Source organism: Rouxiella sp. T17 (assembly GCF_036663475.1).
GTDB lineage: Bacteria > Pseudomonadota > Gammaproteobacteria > Enterobacterales > Enterobacteriaceae > Rouxiella.
In genome coordinates this window covers 86,053-102,688 of the sequence record NZ_JAWUEA010000013.1, presented here as the reverse complement: position 1 = coordinate 102,688, position 16,636 = coordinate 86,053, and the positions used below count along the sequence as shown (strand labels likewise).

Here is a 16,636-nt window from a genome sequence, read left to right as displayed (position 1 = left end):
AAAACGTTAACAGAGATGGTTTCTGTCATTTTCCTAAAAAACCCTAAAGAGGACTGCTATGACTCAGGGGACATTGAAAAAAAAATTAGGCCTGGTGGATTTGACCCTTCTTGGCGTCGGCTCCATGATTGGCTCCGGTTGGCTATACGCAGCGTTGACCAGTTCTGGCTATGCAGGGGGATTAACAGGATGGGCGTGGTTGTTGGGCGCCGTCATGGTTTTACTGATTGGTTTAGTGTTTGCCGAGCTCGCCGCCGCCATTCCGCGCGCGGGCGGATTCGTGCGTTATCCGCAATACACGCACGGCAACGTGGTGGGATTTGTCATCGGTGTCAGTTCATTGCTGGCGTATACCAGCACGGCGGGAGTTGAAGTCGAAGCCGTTCGTCAATACGCGATGTATTGGTGGCCTGCGCTCGGCCATACCGACAGCAGCCCGACCACGCTTGGCTTCGTGATGCAGATTGTGTTGCTGGTGGCGTTTTTCCTGCTGAACTATTGGAGCGTCAGCTTCTTTGGCCGCATTAACACCATTATTACTACCTTTAAATTTATCGTGCCATTGATGGTCATTGTCACGCTGTTCGGCTATTTCCACGGCGCTAACCTCTCCGTTCCGGGCACGAATCCGGGCGGCGCGCACGGCGTGTTCTCCTCACTGACCGGCGCGGGTATCGTGTTTGCCTACCTCGGATTCCGTCAGGCGGTGGACTTCGCCAGTGAGGCGAAAAATCCGCAGCGCAACATTCCTATCGCCATTATTCTCGCCATTGCCATCAGCTTTGCGGTCTATATTCTGCTGCAGTTTGCGTTTATGGGTGCCGTGCCAACGGACCTGCTGAACACCAATGGCTGGGTCGGATTGAAAGCAATTTTCCAGTCGCCGTATGCCGATTTGGCGCGCAGTCTGGGCATTACCTGGCTGATTAACCTGATCCTGATCGATGCCGTCATCTCTCCGGCGGGCACTGGGAATATCTATCTGGCGGGTGCGTCTCGCGTGCTGTTTGCGTGGGCTAAAAACGGTCATCTGTTTAACGTTTTCGCCAAGGTTGACCCGAAATCAGGCGTGCCGCGCGGCGCGTTGTGGCTGTCGCTGGTTCTGGCGATTGCCTGGACGCTGCCTTCAGAGTTTCAGGTTTGGGGCGGATTGATTGGCGCGGTGACGTCGGCGACGGTATTTACCTATCTGCCGGGTCCGGTTAATGCGGGCGTGCTGCGTGCGCGTCTGCCGGGCTTGAAACGTCCGTTTAAGCTGCCGGTATTTGGTCTGCTGAGTCCGCTGGCCTTTATCGCCAGTAGCCTGCTGATTTACTGGAGCGGCTGGTCGGTCAACATTTTGCTGATTCCGATCCTGCTTCTCGCCTGGCTGGCTTACGTGCTGTTTGCTAAAAAGGATCAGCACTTCGCCCGCGATTTCAAGAGTTCGCTCTGGCTGGTGGTTTATTACGTGCTGGTGTTGGCGCTCTCTTATCTCGGTACTTACGGCGGCATCAACGCGATCTCCAGCCCGACCGACATGGTGCTGCTGATTGTCGTTACGCTAGTCTGCTATTACTGGGGCGTGGCTTCGGGTCATGAAAAACTGACCATTCCTCAAGATGAGGACGAGCCGGAAGATGACGTCGCGACCGTGAAAACCAGCAAAGTTTATTCGTAATAGCTCATGAGCTTTAACTGATAATAATTAATGGCTGGCGCTTAACAGGCGCCAGCTTTTTTATTGCTTTAATGCTTATTAAACACACCAGGAATTATTGGCGCACTCGTAGTTGAGGAACTTGTCGTTGAAGAACTTGTTGTTGAAGAACTCGTTATTGGCGAATCAGACGCTTAACTGACGGCTGTAACTCAAAATCACTTCTAAACGGGTTGATATCCAACCCTCCGCGACGAGTATATCGAGCCAAAACGCTAAGCTTGTCCGGTCGGCAGTAATGTTTGATATCACAATAAATCCGCTCGACGCACTGCTCGTGGAATTCATTATGGTTTCTAAATGAAATGATATAACGCAGCAGCTTTTCGCGATCTATTTGCCTGCCTTCATAAGTAATCACCACACTTCCCCAGTCGGGCTGATGGGTTACCAGACAATTAGATTTCAATAGGTTGGACGAAAGCGTTTCTTTCACATTATTTTCATTAGTCGAATCCGTTAAAACCTCGGGTTTAAAAATATAGTCTGCAACCGTGATATCCAGATGATCTATATTTTCTCCGGGTAGCGAGGCAATATCTTTCGGATAAGCATCGAGATCGGCATAAAGTTTAACGCTAACCTCTCCGTCTGCGGCGTGAGAAAGGTCTTGCTTGAGTCGAGCGGCAACGTCATCCACGTCAACAAAATTAGTTTGATTAAAGCTATTGAGATAAAGCTTGAACGATTTGGATTCAATCAGGTTAGAGCTGGTGGCAGGTATGATGAATTCAGCAATACCAACCCTTGGTTTACCTTTCGCATTAAGCCAGGACAGCTCAAATCCGGTCCATAAATCGAAGCCTGTGAAAGGAAGGGACTTACTATCGATATTAATCTGCTGTCGACTCTTTGCTCTCGGCAATGATTCCAGTAGTGAACTGTCGTAATGCTGGAAATACTCTGTTTTAGCACCCAACAAGGTTAATCCATTTTCATTCTGCATAACAAATCCTTTTAATTAGCCAAATTTTCTTTGTTTATATAGACACGAAAAAGCTTGCGCGTTGCATAGATTGGACCAACACCTAAAATAGAATAGGCAAGCTTTATAACGAACTGAGAGAAAATCATGGTTTTGATGATTTCGAAACTTAACACATTATAAAACGCTAAAGTACAAAACAGGATGCTGTCAATGACGGACGCTACGACGGTACTGGTAATGACTCGAATGAAAAGATAGCGGGAATTGGTTAACTCTTTTATTTTGCACAACAACCAGGAGTTAACATTTTCGGAAACAAGATAGGAGGCGGAAGAAGCTATAAGAACGGAAACGATGCTATTAACAAACTCTTTATATGCACTTTCTAATCCCCATTCGGCAAGCGCGGGCATGAGGCTTGTTGCCCATAACCCCGTGACGAAAATGAGGTTGGCAATAAAAGAGAGTAAAATGGTTCTCCTTGCCATCCTTAAACCATAAAATTCATTAAGTATATCGATAAGAATAAAAGTCAGAGGATAGAAAAAAATGCCTGTTGGCACGACGAAATCAACCCCTGCGAGGCGAATAGGCTTAACGCCGCTTACTGTACAAAGGATACAAATTACCGACAGAAAAAGAGTAATAATCAAATAGGCGTACCATGAACGTTCGTGTCTATCGCCCAACTCATAAGAGGTGATTGTTTGGCTATCACTGTATAATCGGTGGTAAAGGGCTTTAAGTTCATGTCTATTAAAGTCCTCTGAAATTTCGCTGTTATCAAGCTCTTTTAGTTTTAGGTTTATATGTTTTCCAGTTGATAAAACCATTACATTTGCTGAAATTTCATCATTACGATTAAAACCAAGTAGTTTATATTTCGTGTTACTTTCCATGCTGTTTATCCTTAAACACTTTTAAAGTTTTTCTAAAGATGCATCCTTTCTTCAACTACCGTTCCTAAAAATAGAGCATCAGCATGATGGAGTGTGTTGCTGCCATCCAGATAATTTGTCAGAGAAAAGCGATCGGGAGGGGAATACCAAAGCATCATTTGTTTCTTTTCAACTTTCGAATAGCGCCGGAATATCAATAAATCTCCGATTGAAAATCCATAACCAAACTCTTTTTCAATTTTTAGGGCAAGCATATTAGACACGTCACCAAAAAACCAGGTAACAGGATACTGAGTGACCATCAAACCGACTCTTTTATCTAAACAGGCAAGTATTTCAGATTGAGGAATAATCGGTATCGCTGCCGGGTTCTTGTCACCTTCAATAGAGATTTCTCTTTCTGATTTCTCAAGGTTCTCCAAGCTGCTATTTTCAATAATTTCGCAATTTACCCCAAAGAAGTCAGCAATACGGGTAACCGTGGTGTGTTGAACGTTACTGACTTTGCCGTCTAATATTTTATATAGCGTTGCTCTCGTAACACCGGTACGTTGAGAAAAAGAAGCCTTGGTTTCGCCTCTGCTTCTTAATATATACTCGATGTTATTGATAATATTAATTTTTCGTTCAACGCTGGACACTTTCATCTATACATTTCACCCATAACATCTGCCTATTTATTCAAAAAAATATAAACCAAATAAATTAATATCGGCCGTTATGCAAAAAACGCAGTATACCTTCCTATTTCTTACTAGGACACTATTAAATCATATGGATATAAATGATAAAGAATCAATAAATATATAAATTTATAATGCATTCACTTTTGCGATCATATTGTCTTCTTTTTTGTTGACCTTAGTCGCACAGAAGTTTAAGGTTTCTCCACAATAAAAACATCCCGTGGGATTTCCCATAAACTAAGCAGGATTCATAAAACAGACAGATTCATTAAAATTAATACTTTTAAAAGAACGCTGACCAGCACTAGGGAATTTAACTTTTAAAAAAATATAATAATTAAATGTATTTTAAAGAAATCACAATTAGATGATTTTAAAAATCCATAAATTAGCTTTTATTTAAAATAAAAAAACGGCCCCATTTAGGGCCGTCAGGATTTATATCATTATCAACGGTTATTGCAAAAATGCCCGCTGATAGTTGTGCAGTAAGTCGCAAAGCCGTCTGACGGGTTCGGTGACTTTTGGCGGGGCGTCGTATTCCACCAGCTTCTGCTGATATTCGCTCATTTCGCTCAGCAGGCGCTGGTAATAATATTCGCGCTTGCCTTCACGTTGCGAAGAGACCACGCGGTCGGCGGTGTGGCGGATCTTTTTATGGAACGCCGACAGCTCGTCGTTGACCGGCACTTCCGCCAGTTTTAAACGCTGATGGGCAATAATCAGCTGCAACGCTAAACGGTATTTGCCGATGTCATTCGGGAACAGCACTAACAGCTGGTTCAACTGATGATAAAGCGCAGGCAGGTGATTTTCACGACGACGATAAGCCTTGGTGGTCAAGGCCGATACCGCGCTGCTGACAAAGCGATTCAGCAAGGTACGGCCCGTCTTGTCTCGTGACTTGTCACGAATTAGCGACAATACCACCAGCGCGATCACACAGCCAATCGCCTGACCGGTGGCGTTATCGAGGAAGGTCATCACGTCGAAGGTCATCGGGTTGCTCAAGACCAGAATATTAATGCAGCCGACCAGCAGACCCAAAATCCCGAGGCGACGTTTTTGTACTTCGATGCCGCAGATAAAGATGAAGATCCCAAGCGACAGGCAGAGCAGGAACAGACTTTGCTGGGTCCACGGCATGATGACCATGTAAAGCATCGAGCCAATGGGAATGGCGGCCAGCATGCCTATCATAAAGTCCAGCGCCATCATGCGCGGGTTCGGCGTGCGCATCGCCAGCGAGGTAATCACGGCAATAATAACGATGCAGCCCGAGCCGGAGGTCCAGCCGGTCCACAGCCACAGCAGGCAACCCGCCGCGCTGGAAACAAAGGTACGCAGGCCGTTGATGAGCGCGTGATGCATCTCGGCGGAGGCCGGTTTGACCACCACCTCGTTGCTCAACACGCTGCTTTCGGTGCTGCTAATGCTGCTATTAGTGTGAACGCCTTTTACCATGAGCAGCGCGCGCGTGCCGGTGCCTATCCAGGCATAAAGCGGCTGGGCAATGGTGTCGGCTGGAATAGTGGTCGCGACCTGACGCAGGCGCTTCATGATGTGGCGCACGTCGGTCAGATTTTCGACCGGCTCGTTAACCAAATCCTTGATTTCTTGCGGCACCAGCTCGGGCGTCGTCTGCATAATGATGTAGGTTTCACAGGCTTGGGTAATCATGCTCAGCGACAGGCTATGCAACGCCTTGAGTCGCCGATTGACCCGCTGCCAGCGCGACGATTCCATCATCAGGCTGCCGCGCATACCGTTGATGGCCGTGGTGCTTTTCACCAGCGTGTTCCAGGCCTTGTCCATCTCCTCTTTCTCGACCTGATTCACGCTGATTTTGATCAGGTTGAACTGGTCCAGCATTAATTGATCGACCGCTCTGTCGATGTCTTTCTTGATCGATCGCGGGGAGAAAAGCAGGTCAGCTACGATAGCCGCGCAGATCCCGACCACGATTTCGCTACAGCGCTCGACGGCAAACTGCGGCGCTTCGGTGAGATTAGTAGAAGAAAGCACGACGATAATCAGCGCGGTATACCCAGCCAAACCAAAGGCATAGGAATTTTCAACGCGAACGATGGAGGACCACCAAGTGCAGAATCCGGCCCACAGGCAGCACAGCAGCAGCATCACTGCCGGCGCGCGCGCGGTAGCCATAATAATCGTGATAGCGGCGATACAGCCGATAAAGGTGCCGATAACGCGAAGAATGCCGCGATGGCGAATTGCGCCTGCAAAGGGTTCACCACCGGCGACCATTGCGGGTCCACCGGCCACGATGGCGGCCGTCATGGCCGACCAGCGCGGGGTTTCCAGCTGTAGGTAAAACCCAAATACCAGCGCCCCCAGAATGGCAAAGGTGAGCTTGCAGGCAAAACGCATGCGCAGGAGAGATGGGCTAATCATTTATCATTTTCTCTTAACCAAACTCGCGCATACGGTGCAGGAATTTAGTGAACCAGGAGCTTTGCTCGACGCGATCGTGCTCACCGGCGACGACCACTGTTGCCGTGGTCCCTGCCGAGTACGGGTGGTTTTCATCCATATCGTCGAGGGTAATTTTAACCGGAACGCGCTGCGCCAGACGAACCCACTCGAGGTTACTGTCGATGGTCGCCAAACCGTTGCTTGCGGCGGTGCTGCTGCTGTTGGTTACCGCAGCGGCGACACTGTCGACGGTGCCGTGCAGAATACGGTTGCTGCCAAGCGGCGTGATTTCTACGCGATCGCCTTTACGCACGCGGGCCAGCTTGGTCTCTTCCATATAGGCCAGCACGTAGAAGGTATGCTGTTTAACCAGCGCCACGGTCGTTTCACCGCGAGTAATAAAGTCGCCCGGATGCACGGTGAGGTTGGTTATCCAGCCATCGGCAGGTGCAATCACGACGGTACGTTGCAAATCCAGCGCGGCGGCGGCGGCAACGGCTTTGGCTTTGGCTAACTGGTGCTGCGTGGTTTTCAAGTCACTGGTCGCCTGTTCGATGGCTTCAATCGACATCGCCTGCGTACCCAATTTTACACGGCGATTGGCTTCACGCTTTTTCTCGTCGGCCAGCGCTTCGTAATAGGCAACGTCGGCATTGGCTTCATCAAGCGCAACCTGATAGCGCGGCTGGTCAATCTTGAACAGCACGTCGCCTTTGGCAACCAGCTGGTTATCGCGTATCGGCACCTCGGTTACCAGTCCGCTGACGTCGGGAGACATCGCCACTACGTCGGCGGTAAATTTCGCATCACGCGTCCACGGTGATTCGGTATAGAACACCCAGGCACGGAAAATCGCGATGGCGGCCAGGATCACAATGATAAACGTTATTGCGTAACGTATTATTTTTATTGATAAGTTTTTCACGACAGCCTCAGACGAAAATGCAGGATATTAGATAGAAGAGACAGCAATACAATGCCGTATTAAACAAAGCCGGATGCCAGACAAAATCATAGATCCCGGTAGGGGTTAAAATTCGACGCAGTATAAAGAACACGGCCAACGCCAAAAGTATTTCAAAAAACACCGGGGGAAACGACAATCCGAAAATCACCATTACCGGAAGCAAACTCATTGATAGTTCCTTAAACTCGTACCACAAAGGTAGTGACGCACAGCAGCCCCTATATTGTTCATTAATTTTAACATTACCGCGCGAACATGATTCGAAATTTTCGACAAAACCGGCACACTTCGAGAGAATTATCTCTAAAGCATGCAGTAAAGGATAACGTTGGATTGCCAGAAAAGTCGGCAGAGGTAAGATAACTGATTCACTGCATCCGAACTTGAGGCTTTTATCTAGACACTATTTTGTCTGGACAACTATATTAGCCTGCTTATTATCAAGTTATCAACATTCTGTGATCACAATCACTTTTAAGCTGGACTTAACAATGGACCGATTAAAACGCATGTCAATTTTTGCTCAGGTGGTGGAAAGCGGGTCGTATACGGCCGCCGCGCCGCGCCTTCAAATGAGCGTTTCCGCCATTAGCCAAAGTATCAGCAAGCTTGAAAATGAATTACAAATCAAATTGTTAAACAGAAGCACGCGCAGTCTTGGCCTCACCGAAGCGGGGAAGATTTACTATCAGGGCTGCCATAAAATGCTGCACAGCGTGCATGAAGTCCACGAGCAATTATACGCGTTTAATAACACACCAACCGGTACATTACGCATTGGTAGCTCCTCGACAATGGCACAAAATGTTCTTGCTGCCATGACCGCCAAGATGCTCCACGAATATCCGGGCCTGATGGTGAATCTGGTTACCGGAAGTCCAGCGCCAGACCTGATTGCCGACGGATTGGATATCGTCATTCGAGTCGGTAATTTGCAGGATTCGAGCCTGTTCTCCAAACATCTCGGCTCGATGCCGATGGTAGTCTGCGCGGCGAAAACCTACCTGCTGCGCCACGGCAAACCCGAAGCGCCTGCCGACATGGTGAACTTTACCTGGCTGGAATACAGCGTGCGCCCCGACAGCGAATTTGATTTGGTGTCACCCGAAGGTCAAACCATCCGCATTCATCCGCAGGGCCGTTTCGTCACCAATGATTCGCAAACCATGATCCGCTGGCTGAAATCTGGCGTCGGTATCGCCTATATTCCGATGATGTGGATTATCGATGAGATTAATTCGGGGGAAGTGGAAATATTATTTGGCAATTATCAGTCAGCGCCCCGCCCCGTTTATGCGCTGCATACCGAGAAAGATAAGCTGCCGCTAAAAGTGCAGGTGTGCATTAATTACCTTACCGACTATTTCAAAGAAGTCAGCAAGGTCTATCGCAAGCATCGCAAAACAGAAACGGGCGCTAAATAGCCCCCGTTTGTTTACTCGCTGTCAGTCCGAGATAAGTTAGATAACCAGGTAAAAGATTATTTTAACCTGTACCGCCGACGGTTAGAGAATCTAGTTTCAGCGTAGGTTGACCGACGCCGACCGGAACGCTTTGGCCTTCTTTGCCACAGACGCCCACGCCTTTGTCCAGCGCCAGATCGTTACCGACCATCGAGATTTGCTGCATCGCTTCGATTCCTGAGCCAATCAGCGTCGCGCCTTTCACCGCCTTGGTGATGCGACCTTTTTCGATCAGGTAAGCTTCTGAGGTCGAGAAGACGAACTTGCCGGAGGTGATGTCAACCTGTCCGCCGCCAAAGTTAGGCGCATAAAGGCCGTACTCGACGCTGCTGATAATCTCTTCCGGCGTTGACTGTCCGCCCAGCAGATATGTGTTGGTCATGCGCGGCATCGGCAGGTGCGCGTAAGATTCGCGGCGGCCGTTACCGGTTGGCGGCACGCCCATCAGGCGCGCGTTGAGCTTGTCCTGCATGTAGCCTTTCAGCACGCCATTTTCGATCAGCACATTGTACTGACCCGCCACGCCTTCATCGTCAATCGAGATTGAACCGCGACGACCTTGCATTGTGCCATCGTCGACGACAGTACACAGCTCGGAAGCCACCAGCTTGCCCATCTGACCGCTAAATACGGAGGTGCCGCGACGGTTAAAGTCACCTTCGAGGCCGTGTCCGACGGCTTCATGCAGCAACACGCCCGGCCAGCCTGCGCCCAATACTACGGGCATCATGCCGGCCGGCGCGGCGATAGCGTCGAGGTTGACCAGCGCCATGCGCACCGCTTCGCGGGCATAGGCATCGGCACGCACTTCGCCGTCTTCGGTTTCAAGGAAATATTCATAGCCAAAACGTCCGCCGCCGCCGCTGCCACCGCGTTCACGACGTCCGTCCTGTTCGACCAGCACGCTCACTGACAAACGTACCAGCGGGCGAATATCGGCCGCCAGCGTGCCATCGGTGGCCGCAACCAGCACATTTTCGTACACGCCGGTCAGGCTCGCAGAGACTTCCTGCACGCGCGTATCGGCGGCGCGTGCGGCTTTGTCGACGCGATGCAGTAAAGCGATTTTCTCTTCGCGCGGCATGCTTTGCAGCGGATCGGCCAGCGAATAGAGCGCAGAGTGGCTGATAGCCCCCAGCGTGTGAACTTTGCCGTTACCCTGATCGCGCACGATGCTTCGCGCCGCGAGCGCGCTTTGATTTAGCGCATTGAGCGTAATTTGGTCGGCGTAGGCGAAACCGGTTTTCTCGCCGCTGACGGCACGGATTCCGACACCCTGATCGATATTGTACGAGCCGTCTTTGATAATACTGTCTTCAATGACCCAGGCTTCGTGAAAGCTGGACTGGAAAAAGAGATCGGCATAATCGAGACGGCGCTCGGCTAATTGGCCCAAAACTGAAAACAAGTCTTGCTGACTCAGATTATTGGCTGCGAGTAACCGCTCACTTACAAGGTCCAGACTCATAATTTCTTCGCTCTCTTTGGTCATGTAAAGTCAACATACAGCGTAACACAGTATGACGTAGCTCAACACTGTGCCACCCGCTTAAGGGGCGGGCACGGCGTTGGCTTTTTTGTCTGCCTTGGACTGACGTAAAATTTCATGCACCGTCGGCTGAGCGATAGTGCCGTCAATCTGGTAGCGAATCAGCGAAATTTTATTCCACAGCGGTGCCAGCGCTTTACTGGCGGCAAACACGGCGGCGCCGACAATCGGATTGATCACAAACGCGGTCGCGACACCCACCGTGGCGGAAATTTCGGGCGCAATAACTGCCTCGAGATCGAGCCGCTGATTGACCAGATTGACGCTGCCATTAATAGCGATGTCGGCGGCCAGTCCGTCAACCAGCAGGTCGTTGGTGTGCACTACGCCGTCTTTGATCCACTCTGTCGACTTGATGGAGTCAAAATAGAAGCCATCGCCGAAGGTGTCTCTGAAATCGAGCTGAAGCTTGCGCAGCAGGGCATCGAAGCTGACCAGACGCAGCAGCTGACCCGCGCGGCCGCCGCCCATGTCCACAATTTCACCCTTGCCGAAATCGGTGTTCATCGTGCCGTTAAGCGTTTTGGCATCCGGCTTCCACGGCACGTCTTTCCAATGCAAATCGAAATTAATTTTAAACGGCGCGCCTTTCAGCGGCGTGCTCACGCCAAGGAAAGAGGTGGCGCGGTCAACATCTTTGCCGCTCAGCGTGCCGCGCAGGCCGGTACTGTTACTACTCTGATTGCCCTGTTTCCAGTCGCCCTGCACGTCGAGACGACCTTCGCCCGTGTCGATCAGGCCATTTCTCAACGCCAGCTGGTTGCCCTGAGGGATAAAGTCGGCGTTAACCTTGCGGAAACTCTGCCCCAGGAACCAGCAGGCGGCGCAGCGCACGTTCAGCGCGGGCCAGCCAGCAAAGGAAATCTGGCTGCTGCCAAACGGATTTTGTCCGCTGCTCTCCGTCGTGGCGGCCTTGTCGAGCGGCGTAAACTGCGGGTTAAAGTAAAGATAGCGCAGATTTGCCAGCCACGGGCCACGGGTGTTCATGTCCAGCGTGCCGTCAATCTCTTTGCCTTTGGCGACGACCTGCGTGCCGTTGTCATTTTGCGTCGAGCTAAGTGTCAGGTCGTTCCATCCTTGACCCGCCAGCGTCAGGCGCGGCGTGGTCACGGTAATCTGGTGCGGGAAGCCGAAACCGACGGTTTTACTGTTTTGCGTCTGCGTCGCGCTGTCAGGGGAGAGCAGGCCGAGCCAGTTTTCGCCGTCCAGCGCCGGAAGGTGCAGCGTCAGGCTGCTGGTTGGCGGCAATGGCGGCGTTTTCGAGGCGTTGACTTCCCACGCGGCGCGGTCCAGCGTCAGCTGCTTGCCTAATAGCCAGCGGCTGTTGAAACGATCTTTGCCCGCCAGCACGCCGTTAAGATTAAAGCTGTGCAGGTCGCCCTGAACGTTAACGCTGAGCGGCAACGCCTTGCCCGCCGTTTTGTTCAGTGGATTAGGTAAGTGACTGCTCACATTCCTGAGATCCGCGTTGGCCGTGACTTTGTAGTTCGGCGTGCCCTTATTGGGCAGCAGAATATCGACGTTACTCTTCCAGTTGGCGCTGCCTGAAATCTTCTCGGCGATCGCCTTCGGCAGGCCCGGCAGTTTCGCGGGTTGCCAATTGCCGTCCAAGCCGACGTTAATACTATATTTATCAGCCATTTCCAGCGTTTTAAAGTTCACGTTCAGCGGCTGACCAAACCATTTACCGGTCATCTGGTTACTGTTCAGGTTGCCGTTATCAAAGCTGAACTGCCCATTAAGGTTTTCGATGGTGCTTTCAAGCGGCTTGATAAACAGGCTGTTATTCTTGAGATTCACGCCGCCCGTGGCGCGCACCTGCTGGCCGTTCAAGGGAATATCAAGATGTAAGCGCCCACTAACATCGCCGCCAATCTGCAGCTGTTGCAGCGCGGCACCCAGCGATTTCTTCAGCGGCGTATCCATGAAATAGCTGCCGATATCTTTGCCCGCGCCTGCAATGTCGGCGTCTATCAACAGTTTCTGCTTCAAATAGTCAGGAATGTTGGCCACGATATTATTGCCCGACACATTGCCAAGCCTGGTGTGCGGCGCGTTCATAAACAGGCCGTCATTCAGGAAGTTAAGGTCGATAGCCAAATCGGTCAACGCAGGCCAGCCCGGCTGGAACTGGAAGGTTGAATGTCGCAGCGGCACCCAAACCTGGAACTGTCCTTCATTATGCTTAAACGGGAAGTTGTGCGGATTGCCGTTAAAGCTCAGCGTCGCGTTATCGACCTGTCCGGCCTGAATTGCCGAGCTGAGATAATCGACCAGATGCTTGCCCATCAGCGGCTCGGGGAAATAACGCCACGCCTGACCGGCGTCATAGAGACGAATACCCGACAGAATTTTCAACCATGGCTGGCCCTGTTCCGGCTGGTCGTAGGAGAATCCACCCGTCGCCCACAGGCCGTTGGCTTTAACACTGACATCTTGCGACCACAGCGACCAACCTTTGTCGTTGTAACGCCAATCAAAGGTGCCGCTGGCCTGACTGATATCCAGCGGCGCGCGGAACATTTCGCCATAAGGCAGCAGGCTGTCGTCCAAATCGATTTTCATCTGCCCGCGCGGAACGCTGCCGGTCAGCGTGCCGCTAAAGTTATTCACGCCGGGCAGCAGTTTCCAGCGTTCCCATCGCAGGTTATGCCATTTGAGATTAAAGCGGGTCTGCTCGGGCTGTTTGAGCGGGATATCCAGCGCCAGCTTGTCAATCGTGCCGGTCGGCTTCAGATCTTTCCAGCGCTCGAGCAGCGCGGGCGTCATGAAGGAGATGGTCGGAATAATCGGCCCGATGCGTTCGAGCTGAATGTTGCTGCCGCGCAGGCGCAGCTGCTCCTGCTGATCGGGTCCGAGGAACTGGCCGTTGGTGGTGGTGCCGTTTTCTGGCAGATAAAGCGCGGTGAGTCCGCCTTTCGGCCAGGCTTCGCCGTCGGTTTTCAGATTTAATTCAGAGGTACCAACCTGCCAGCCGTTGCCCTGTCGATTGCCGTGCAGGGTAAGATTTTCGACGTCGAGGCGGTGCGGCTGGTCATCGGTGTGCCACACGGCCTCACCTTCTCTGACATGCACGTCGCCCGCGAACACCTGCCCGTCGCGCACGGTGAGCCAGGCGGCGAGGCTGAAATTGGCGCTTTCGAGACCGGTATTACTGCGCAACCAGCGGCTGAACCACGGCTTCATGTCGATGCCGTCAGCCTGAAGATAAATTTTCCCGTCGTTGAGCAGGCCTTCGTCGTCGTTGAGGTCCATTCGCACCTGTACTACGCCGTGCTGGCCGTTAAAGCTCGACAGCCCCAGCTGCCCCTCCGCGCGATGGCGATTCGGCGAGTTGAGCCAGGTCATCTGCTGGATATCAAATTCGGCGCGCGGGCCGGAAGGCGTGAGGAAGCTGATGCGGCTATTGCGCAGGTCAAAATGGTCGACCTGACGCAGGAAAATATCGCTGATACGATTGGCGCCGATGTTTTTACCTTTATCGCTGCCGCCGCCGAGCGTGGAGTTCAAATCGAGCTGAAGATTGTAGAAAGTCAGATTACGGAACTGCCAGCGCAGATGCAGCAGCGACTGCCAGACGTCGAGCGCCAGCGTCACGCGTTCAACTTTTGAGGAGGAGTCTGGCAAAGTCAGCGCCAGATTTCTGATTTCAAGCGTCGGACCAAAGGTTTGCCAACTGCCGTGAATTTGCGACAGGCTGACAGGCACGCCGGTCATTGACTGGATTTTATCGACTAAGGGCTGTTTGATACGATCGAGCTGAGGCAGGGCCAAACGTAACCCACTGATCGCCAGCGCCACGATCACGATAATCGTTGCAAAGCTGGTTAGCAGTATCCCCGGTAGTCGCCTCACACTTCTCTCCTTGTCTTGATTTTTCGCGCAATAATCGACTACGCAAGAGGATCCTACGTTAAAAACTGCTCCAGATTAACCAGTCAATTCTGGGAATTACATCATGACGACGTCGAACTGCTCCTGACTGTAGAGCGGCTCAATCTGCACTTTGACCTGTTTTCCGACGAATATTTCGACTTCCGCCAGCGCGTGCGACTCTTCGCCTTTCAACGCGTCGCCCACGGCCACAGAAGCGTAGACCAGGAATCGGTCGGCGTCATAGGCGTGATGCACGCGAACGATTTCGCGCAGGATTTCGTAGCACACGGTTTCAACGGTTTTAACCGTCCCGCGGCCATGACAGGTTGGACAATCGCTGCATAGAACATGTTCCACGCTTTCACGGGTTCTTTTGCGGGTCATTTCGACCAGACCGAGCGCGGAGAAGCCGTGAATGCCGGTTTTCACGCGATCTTTCGACAGCGCCTGTTCGAGCGAGTGCAGCACGCGACGGCGGTGATCGTCATTCGACATATCGATAAAGTCGATGATGATGATGCCGCCTAGATTGCGCAGCCGCAGCTGGCGGGCGATGGCCTGCGTGGCTTCGGTATTGGTATTGAAGATGGTTTCTTCGAGATTGCGATGCCCCACAAACGCGCCGGTGTTGATATCGATGGTGGTCATGGCTTCGGTTTGATCGATGATCAGATAGCCGCCAGACTTCAGCTCGACCTTGCGTTCCAGCGCGCGCTGGATCTCGTTTTCGACGTCGAACAGGTCGAAAATAGGCTGTTTGCCGCTGTAATGCTCAAGCTTGTCGGTCAGCTCGGGCATGTATTCGCTGGTAAATTCGATCAGTAATTCATAGGTCAGACGCGAGTCGACGCGAATGCGGTTTAGCTCCTGACCTGTAAAATCGCGGAGCACGCGGTGAGCAAGCGCTAACTCGCCATAGAGTTTGCACTTGGTGATATTACGGCGTTTGCGCTCCATCACCTTGGTCCAGAGGCGTTTCAGATAGGCGGCGTCCTGCGCCAGCTCTTCTTCACGGACGCCTTCGGCGGCGGTACGAATAATGTAGCCGCCCTGCTCGTCGCAATAGGCGGAAACGATGCGTTTAAGGCGATCGCGCTCGGCTTCGCTTTCAATACGTTGTGACACGCCGACGTGCGACGCGCCCGGCATAAATACCAGATAACGGGAAGGCAGAGTGATGTCGGTAGTGAGACGCGCGCCTTTGGTGCCAAGAGGATCTTTCACCACCTGCACCATTAAATCTTGTCCCTGATGGACCAGCTCGACGATATCGCGGACGTTAAACTTTTTTTGCTCTTCACGCGCAACGCACTCGGTGTGCGGCATGATGTCGGAAGCGTGCAGGAAAGCGGCTTTTTCGAGACCAATATCAACAAACGCGGCCTGCATGCCGGGCAGCACGCGGCTTACGCGGCCTTTGTAGATATTCCCGGCGATACCGCGCTTTGCTTCCCGCTCTACGTGGATCTCTTGCAAGATGCCACCGTCGATGTATGCCACCCGTGTTTCCGATGGGGTCACATTGACCAGTAATTCAGCCGTCATGCTTTCTCCTAAGAACGCGTTGTGCAACAAAATCACTGTACAGTTCCTGAGTTTCCACTAGCGGAAGCCCCACTACTGCATAGTAACTGCCGCGGATCTCACGGACGAAACAACCGCCCTTTCCTTGAATTCCGTATGCTCCCGCTTTATCCATCGGCTCGCCGCTGGAAATATAGTGCTGAATATCCTCGGACGACAGGCTGCGGAAGGTGACGTCGGTCACCACGAGCGTCGAAAGGTGATGTTCTGCATCGGCGAAAGCAACCGCGGTCATCACCTGATGCTGCCGTCCGGAAAGCGCCGCCAGCATTTCGGCAGCGTGCTGAATATCGGCGGGTTTTTCCATGACGCGGCCATCGAGTACCACAATAGTGTCTGCGCCCAATACCGGCAAGTCCTGCGGCGCAACGGCGACACCCGCGCGCGCCTTGTCCAGCGCTAAACGCTGAACGTAATCGGCAGGCGCTTCGTCGGGTTGGCGCTGTTCGGCCACGTCGGTAGAGAGGCGTTCGAAGGGCAGTTCCAGCATCGTGAGCAACTCACGACGACGCGGCGAACCCGATGCCAGATAAAGTAAAGTCATAACGC

Annotated in this window: 12 protein-coding genes; 2 read left to right on the top strand and 10 right to left on the bottom strand. The window is 52.0% G+C overall.

The features are described from left to right. Positions 1-58: 58 nt before the first annotated feature. Positions 59-1,660 (top strand): APC family permease, encoded by a 1,602-nt coding sequence (locus SC206_RS04580; RefSeq protein WP_332734629.1) that lies wholly within the window; start codon positions 59-61, stop codon positions 1,658-1,660. Between the two features lie 154 nt (positions 1,661-1,814). Here SC206_RS04580 and queF read toward each other — a convergent pair whose 3' ends face one another. The 6 genes from queF to aaeX all read right to left on the bottom strand — a co-directional run bounded on the left by queF (position 1,815) and on the right by aaeX (position 7,784). Then, positions 1,815-2,645: an NADPH-dependent 7-cyano-7-deazaguanine reductase QueF gene (gene queF / locus SC206_RS04575; RefSeq protein ID WP_332734626.1), complete on the bottom strand. Its 831-nt coding sequence runs from the start codon at positions 2,643-2,645 to the stop codon at positions 1,815-1,817. 11 nt (positions 2,646-2,656) lie between these two features. Further along, positions 2,657-3,526: a queuosine precursor transporter gene (locus tag SC206_RS04570; RefSeq protein ID WP_332734624.1), complete on the bottom strand. Its 870-nt coding sequence runs from the start codon at positions 3,524-3,526 to the stop codon at positions 2,657-2,659. Positions 3,527-3,558: 32 nt separating this feature from the next. Beyond that, a complete protein-coding gene (locus SC206_RS04565; RefSeq protein ID WP_332734622.1) occupies positions 3,559-4,173 on the bottom strand; it encodes a helix-turn-helix domain-containing protein in 615 nt (204 codons plus the stop codon). A gap of 495 nt (positions 4,174-4,668) precedes the next feature. Next, entirely contained in the window at positions 4,669-6,627 is a 1,959-nt protein-coding gene (gene aaeB, locus SC206_RS04560; RefSeq protein ID WP_332734620.1) for a p-hydroxybenzoic acid efflux pump subunit AaeB, read from the bottom strand. 13 nt (positions 6,628-6,640) lie between these two features. After that, the gene (aaeA, locus tag SC206_RS04555) at positions 6,641-7,573 is read right to left on the bottom strand and encodes a p-hydroxybenzoic acid efflux pump subunit AaeA (protein ID WP_332734618.1); all 933 of its coding nucleotides are present in this window, start codon (positions 7,571-7,573) and stop codon (positions 6,641-6,643) included. 7 nt (positions 7,574-7,580) lie between these two features. Next, on the bottom strand, positions 7,581-7,784 hold the full coding sequence (gene aaeX / locus SC206_RS04550; protein ID WP_017490723.1) for a p-hydroxybenzoic acid efflux pump operon protein AaeX: 204 nt from the start codon (positions 7,782-7,784) through the stop codon (positions 7,581-7,583). Positions 7,785-8,106: 322 nt separating this feature from the next. On the opposite strand from aaeX, the gene aaeR reads away from it, so the two are divergent. Beyond that, positions 8,107-9,039: an HTH-type transcriptional activator AaeR gene (gene aaeR / locus SC206_RS04545; protein ID WP_332734615.1), complete on the top strand. Its 933-nt coding sequence runs from the start codon at positions 8,107-8,109 to the stop codon at positions 9,037-9,039. A 61-nt stretch (positions 9,040-9,100) separates the two neighbouring features. On the opposite strand, the gene tldD is transcribed toward aaeR, so the two are convergent. The 4 genes from tldD to SC206_RS04525 form a co-directional block, all read right to left on the bottom strand. After that, positions 9,101-10,546: a metalloprotease TldD gene (tldD, locus tag SC206_RS04540; RefSeq protein ID WP_332734613.1), complete on the bottom strand. Its 1,446-nt coding sequence runs from the start codon at positions 10,544-10,546 to the stop codon at positions 9,101-9,103. Positions 10,547-10,627: 81 nt separating this feature from the next. Then, positions 10,628-14,482 carry an AsmA2 domain-containing protein YhdP gene (gene yhdP / locus SC206_RS04535; protein ID WP_332734611.1) on the bottom strand — a complete coding sequence of 1,285 codons (3,855 nt, stop codon included), beginning with the start codon at positions 14,480-14,482 and terminating at the stop codon, positions 10,628-10,630. A 96-nt stretch (positions 14,483-14,578) separates the two neighbouring features. After that, positions 14,579-16,048: a ribonuclease G gene (gene rng, locus SC206_RS04530; protein ID WP_332734609.1), complete on the bottom strand. Its 1,470-nt coding sequence runs from the start codon at positions 16,046-16,048 to the stop codon at positions 14,579-14,581. Further along, on the bottom strand, positions 16,038-16,631 hold the full coding sequence (locus SC206_RS04525; RefSeq protein WP_332734607.1) for a Maf family protein: 594 nt from the start codon (positions 16,629-16,631) through the stop codon (positions 16,038-16,040). The genes rng and SC206_RS04525 overlap by 11 nt, the downstream gene beginning before the upstream one ends. Positions 16,632-16,636: the final 5 nt, after the last annotated feature.

Bases quoted from the DNA above. Each gene is read 5' to 3' on its own strand.
- SC206_RS04580 (WP_332734629.1), top strand. From the start codon at position 59: ATGACTCAGGGGACATTGAAAAAAAAATTAGGCCTGGTGGATTTGACC.
- queF (WP_332734626.1), bottom strand. From the start codon at position 2,645: ATGCAGAATGAAAATGGATTAACCTTGTTGGGTGCTAAAACAGAGTAT.
- SC206_RS04570 (WP_332734624.1), bottom strand. From the start codon at position 3,526: ATGGAAAGTAACACGAAATATAAACTACTTGGTTTTAATCGTAATGAT.
- SC206_RS04565 (WP_332734622.1), bottom strand. From the start codon at position 4,173: ATGAAAGTGTCCAGCGTTGAACGAAAAATTAATATTATCAATAACATC.
- aaeB (WP_332734620.1), bottom strand. From the start codon at position 6,627: ATGATTAGCCCATCTCTCCTGCGCATGCGTTTTGCCTGCAAGCTCACC.
- aaeX (WP_017490723.1), bottom strand. From the start codon at position 7,784: ATGAGTTTGCTTCCGGTAATGGTGATTTTCGGATTGTCGTTTCCCCCG.
- aaeR (WP_332734615.1), top strand. From the start codon at position 8,107: ATGGACCGATTAAAACGCATGTCAATTTTTGCTCAGGTGGTGGAAAGC.
- tldD (WP_332734613.1), bottom strand. From the start codon at position 10,546: ATGAGTCTGGACCTTGTAAGTGAGCGGTTACTCGCAGCCAATAATCTG.
- rng (WP_332734609.1), bottom strand. From the start codon at position 16,048: ATGACGGCTGAATTACTGGTCAATGTGACCCCATCGGAAACACGGGTG.
- SC206_RS04525 (WP_332734607.1), bottom strand. From the start codon at position 16,631: ATGACTTTACTTTATCTGGCATCGGGTTCGCCGCGTCGTCGTGAGTTG.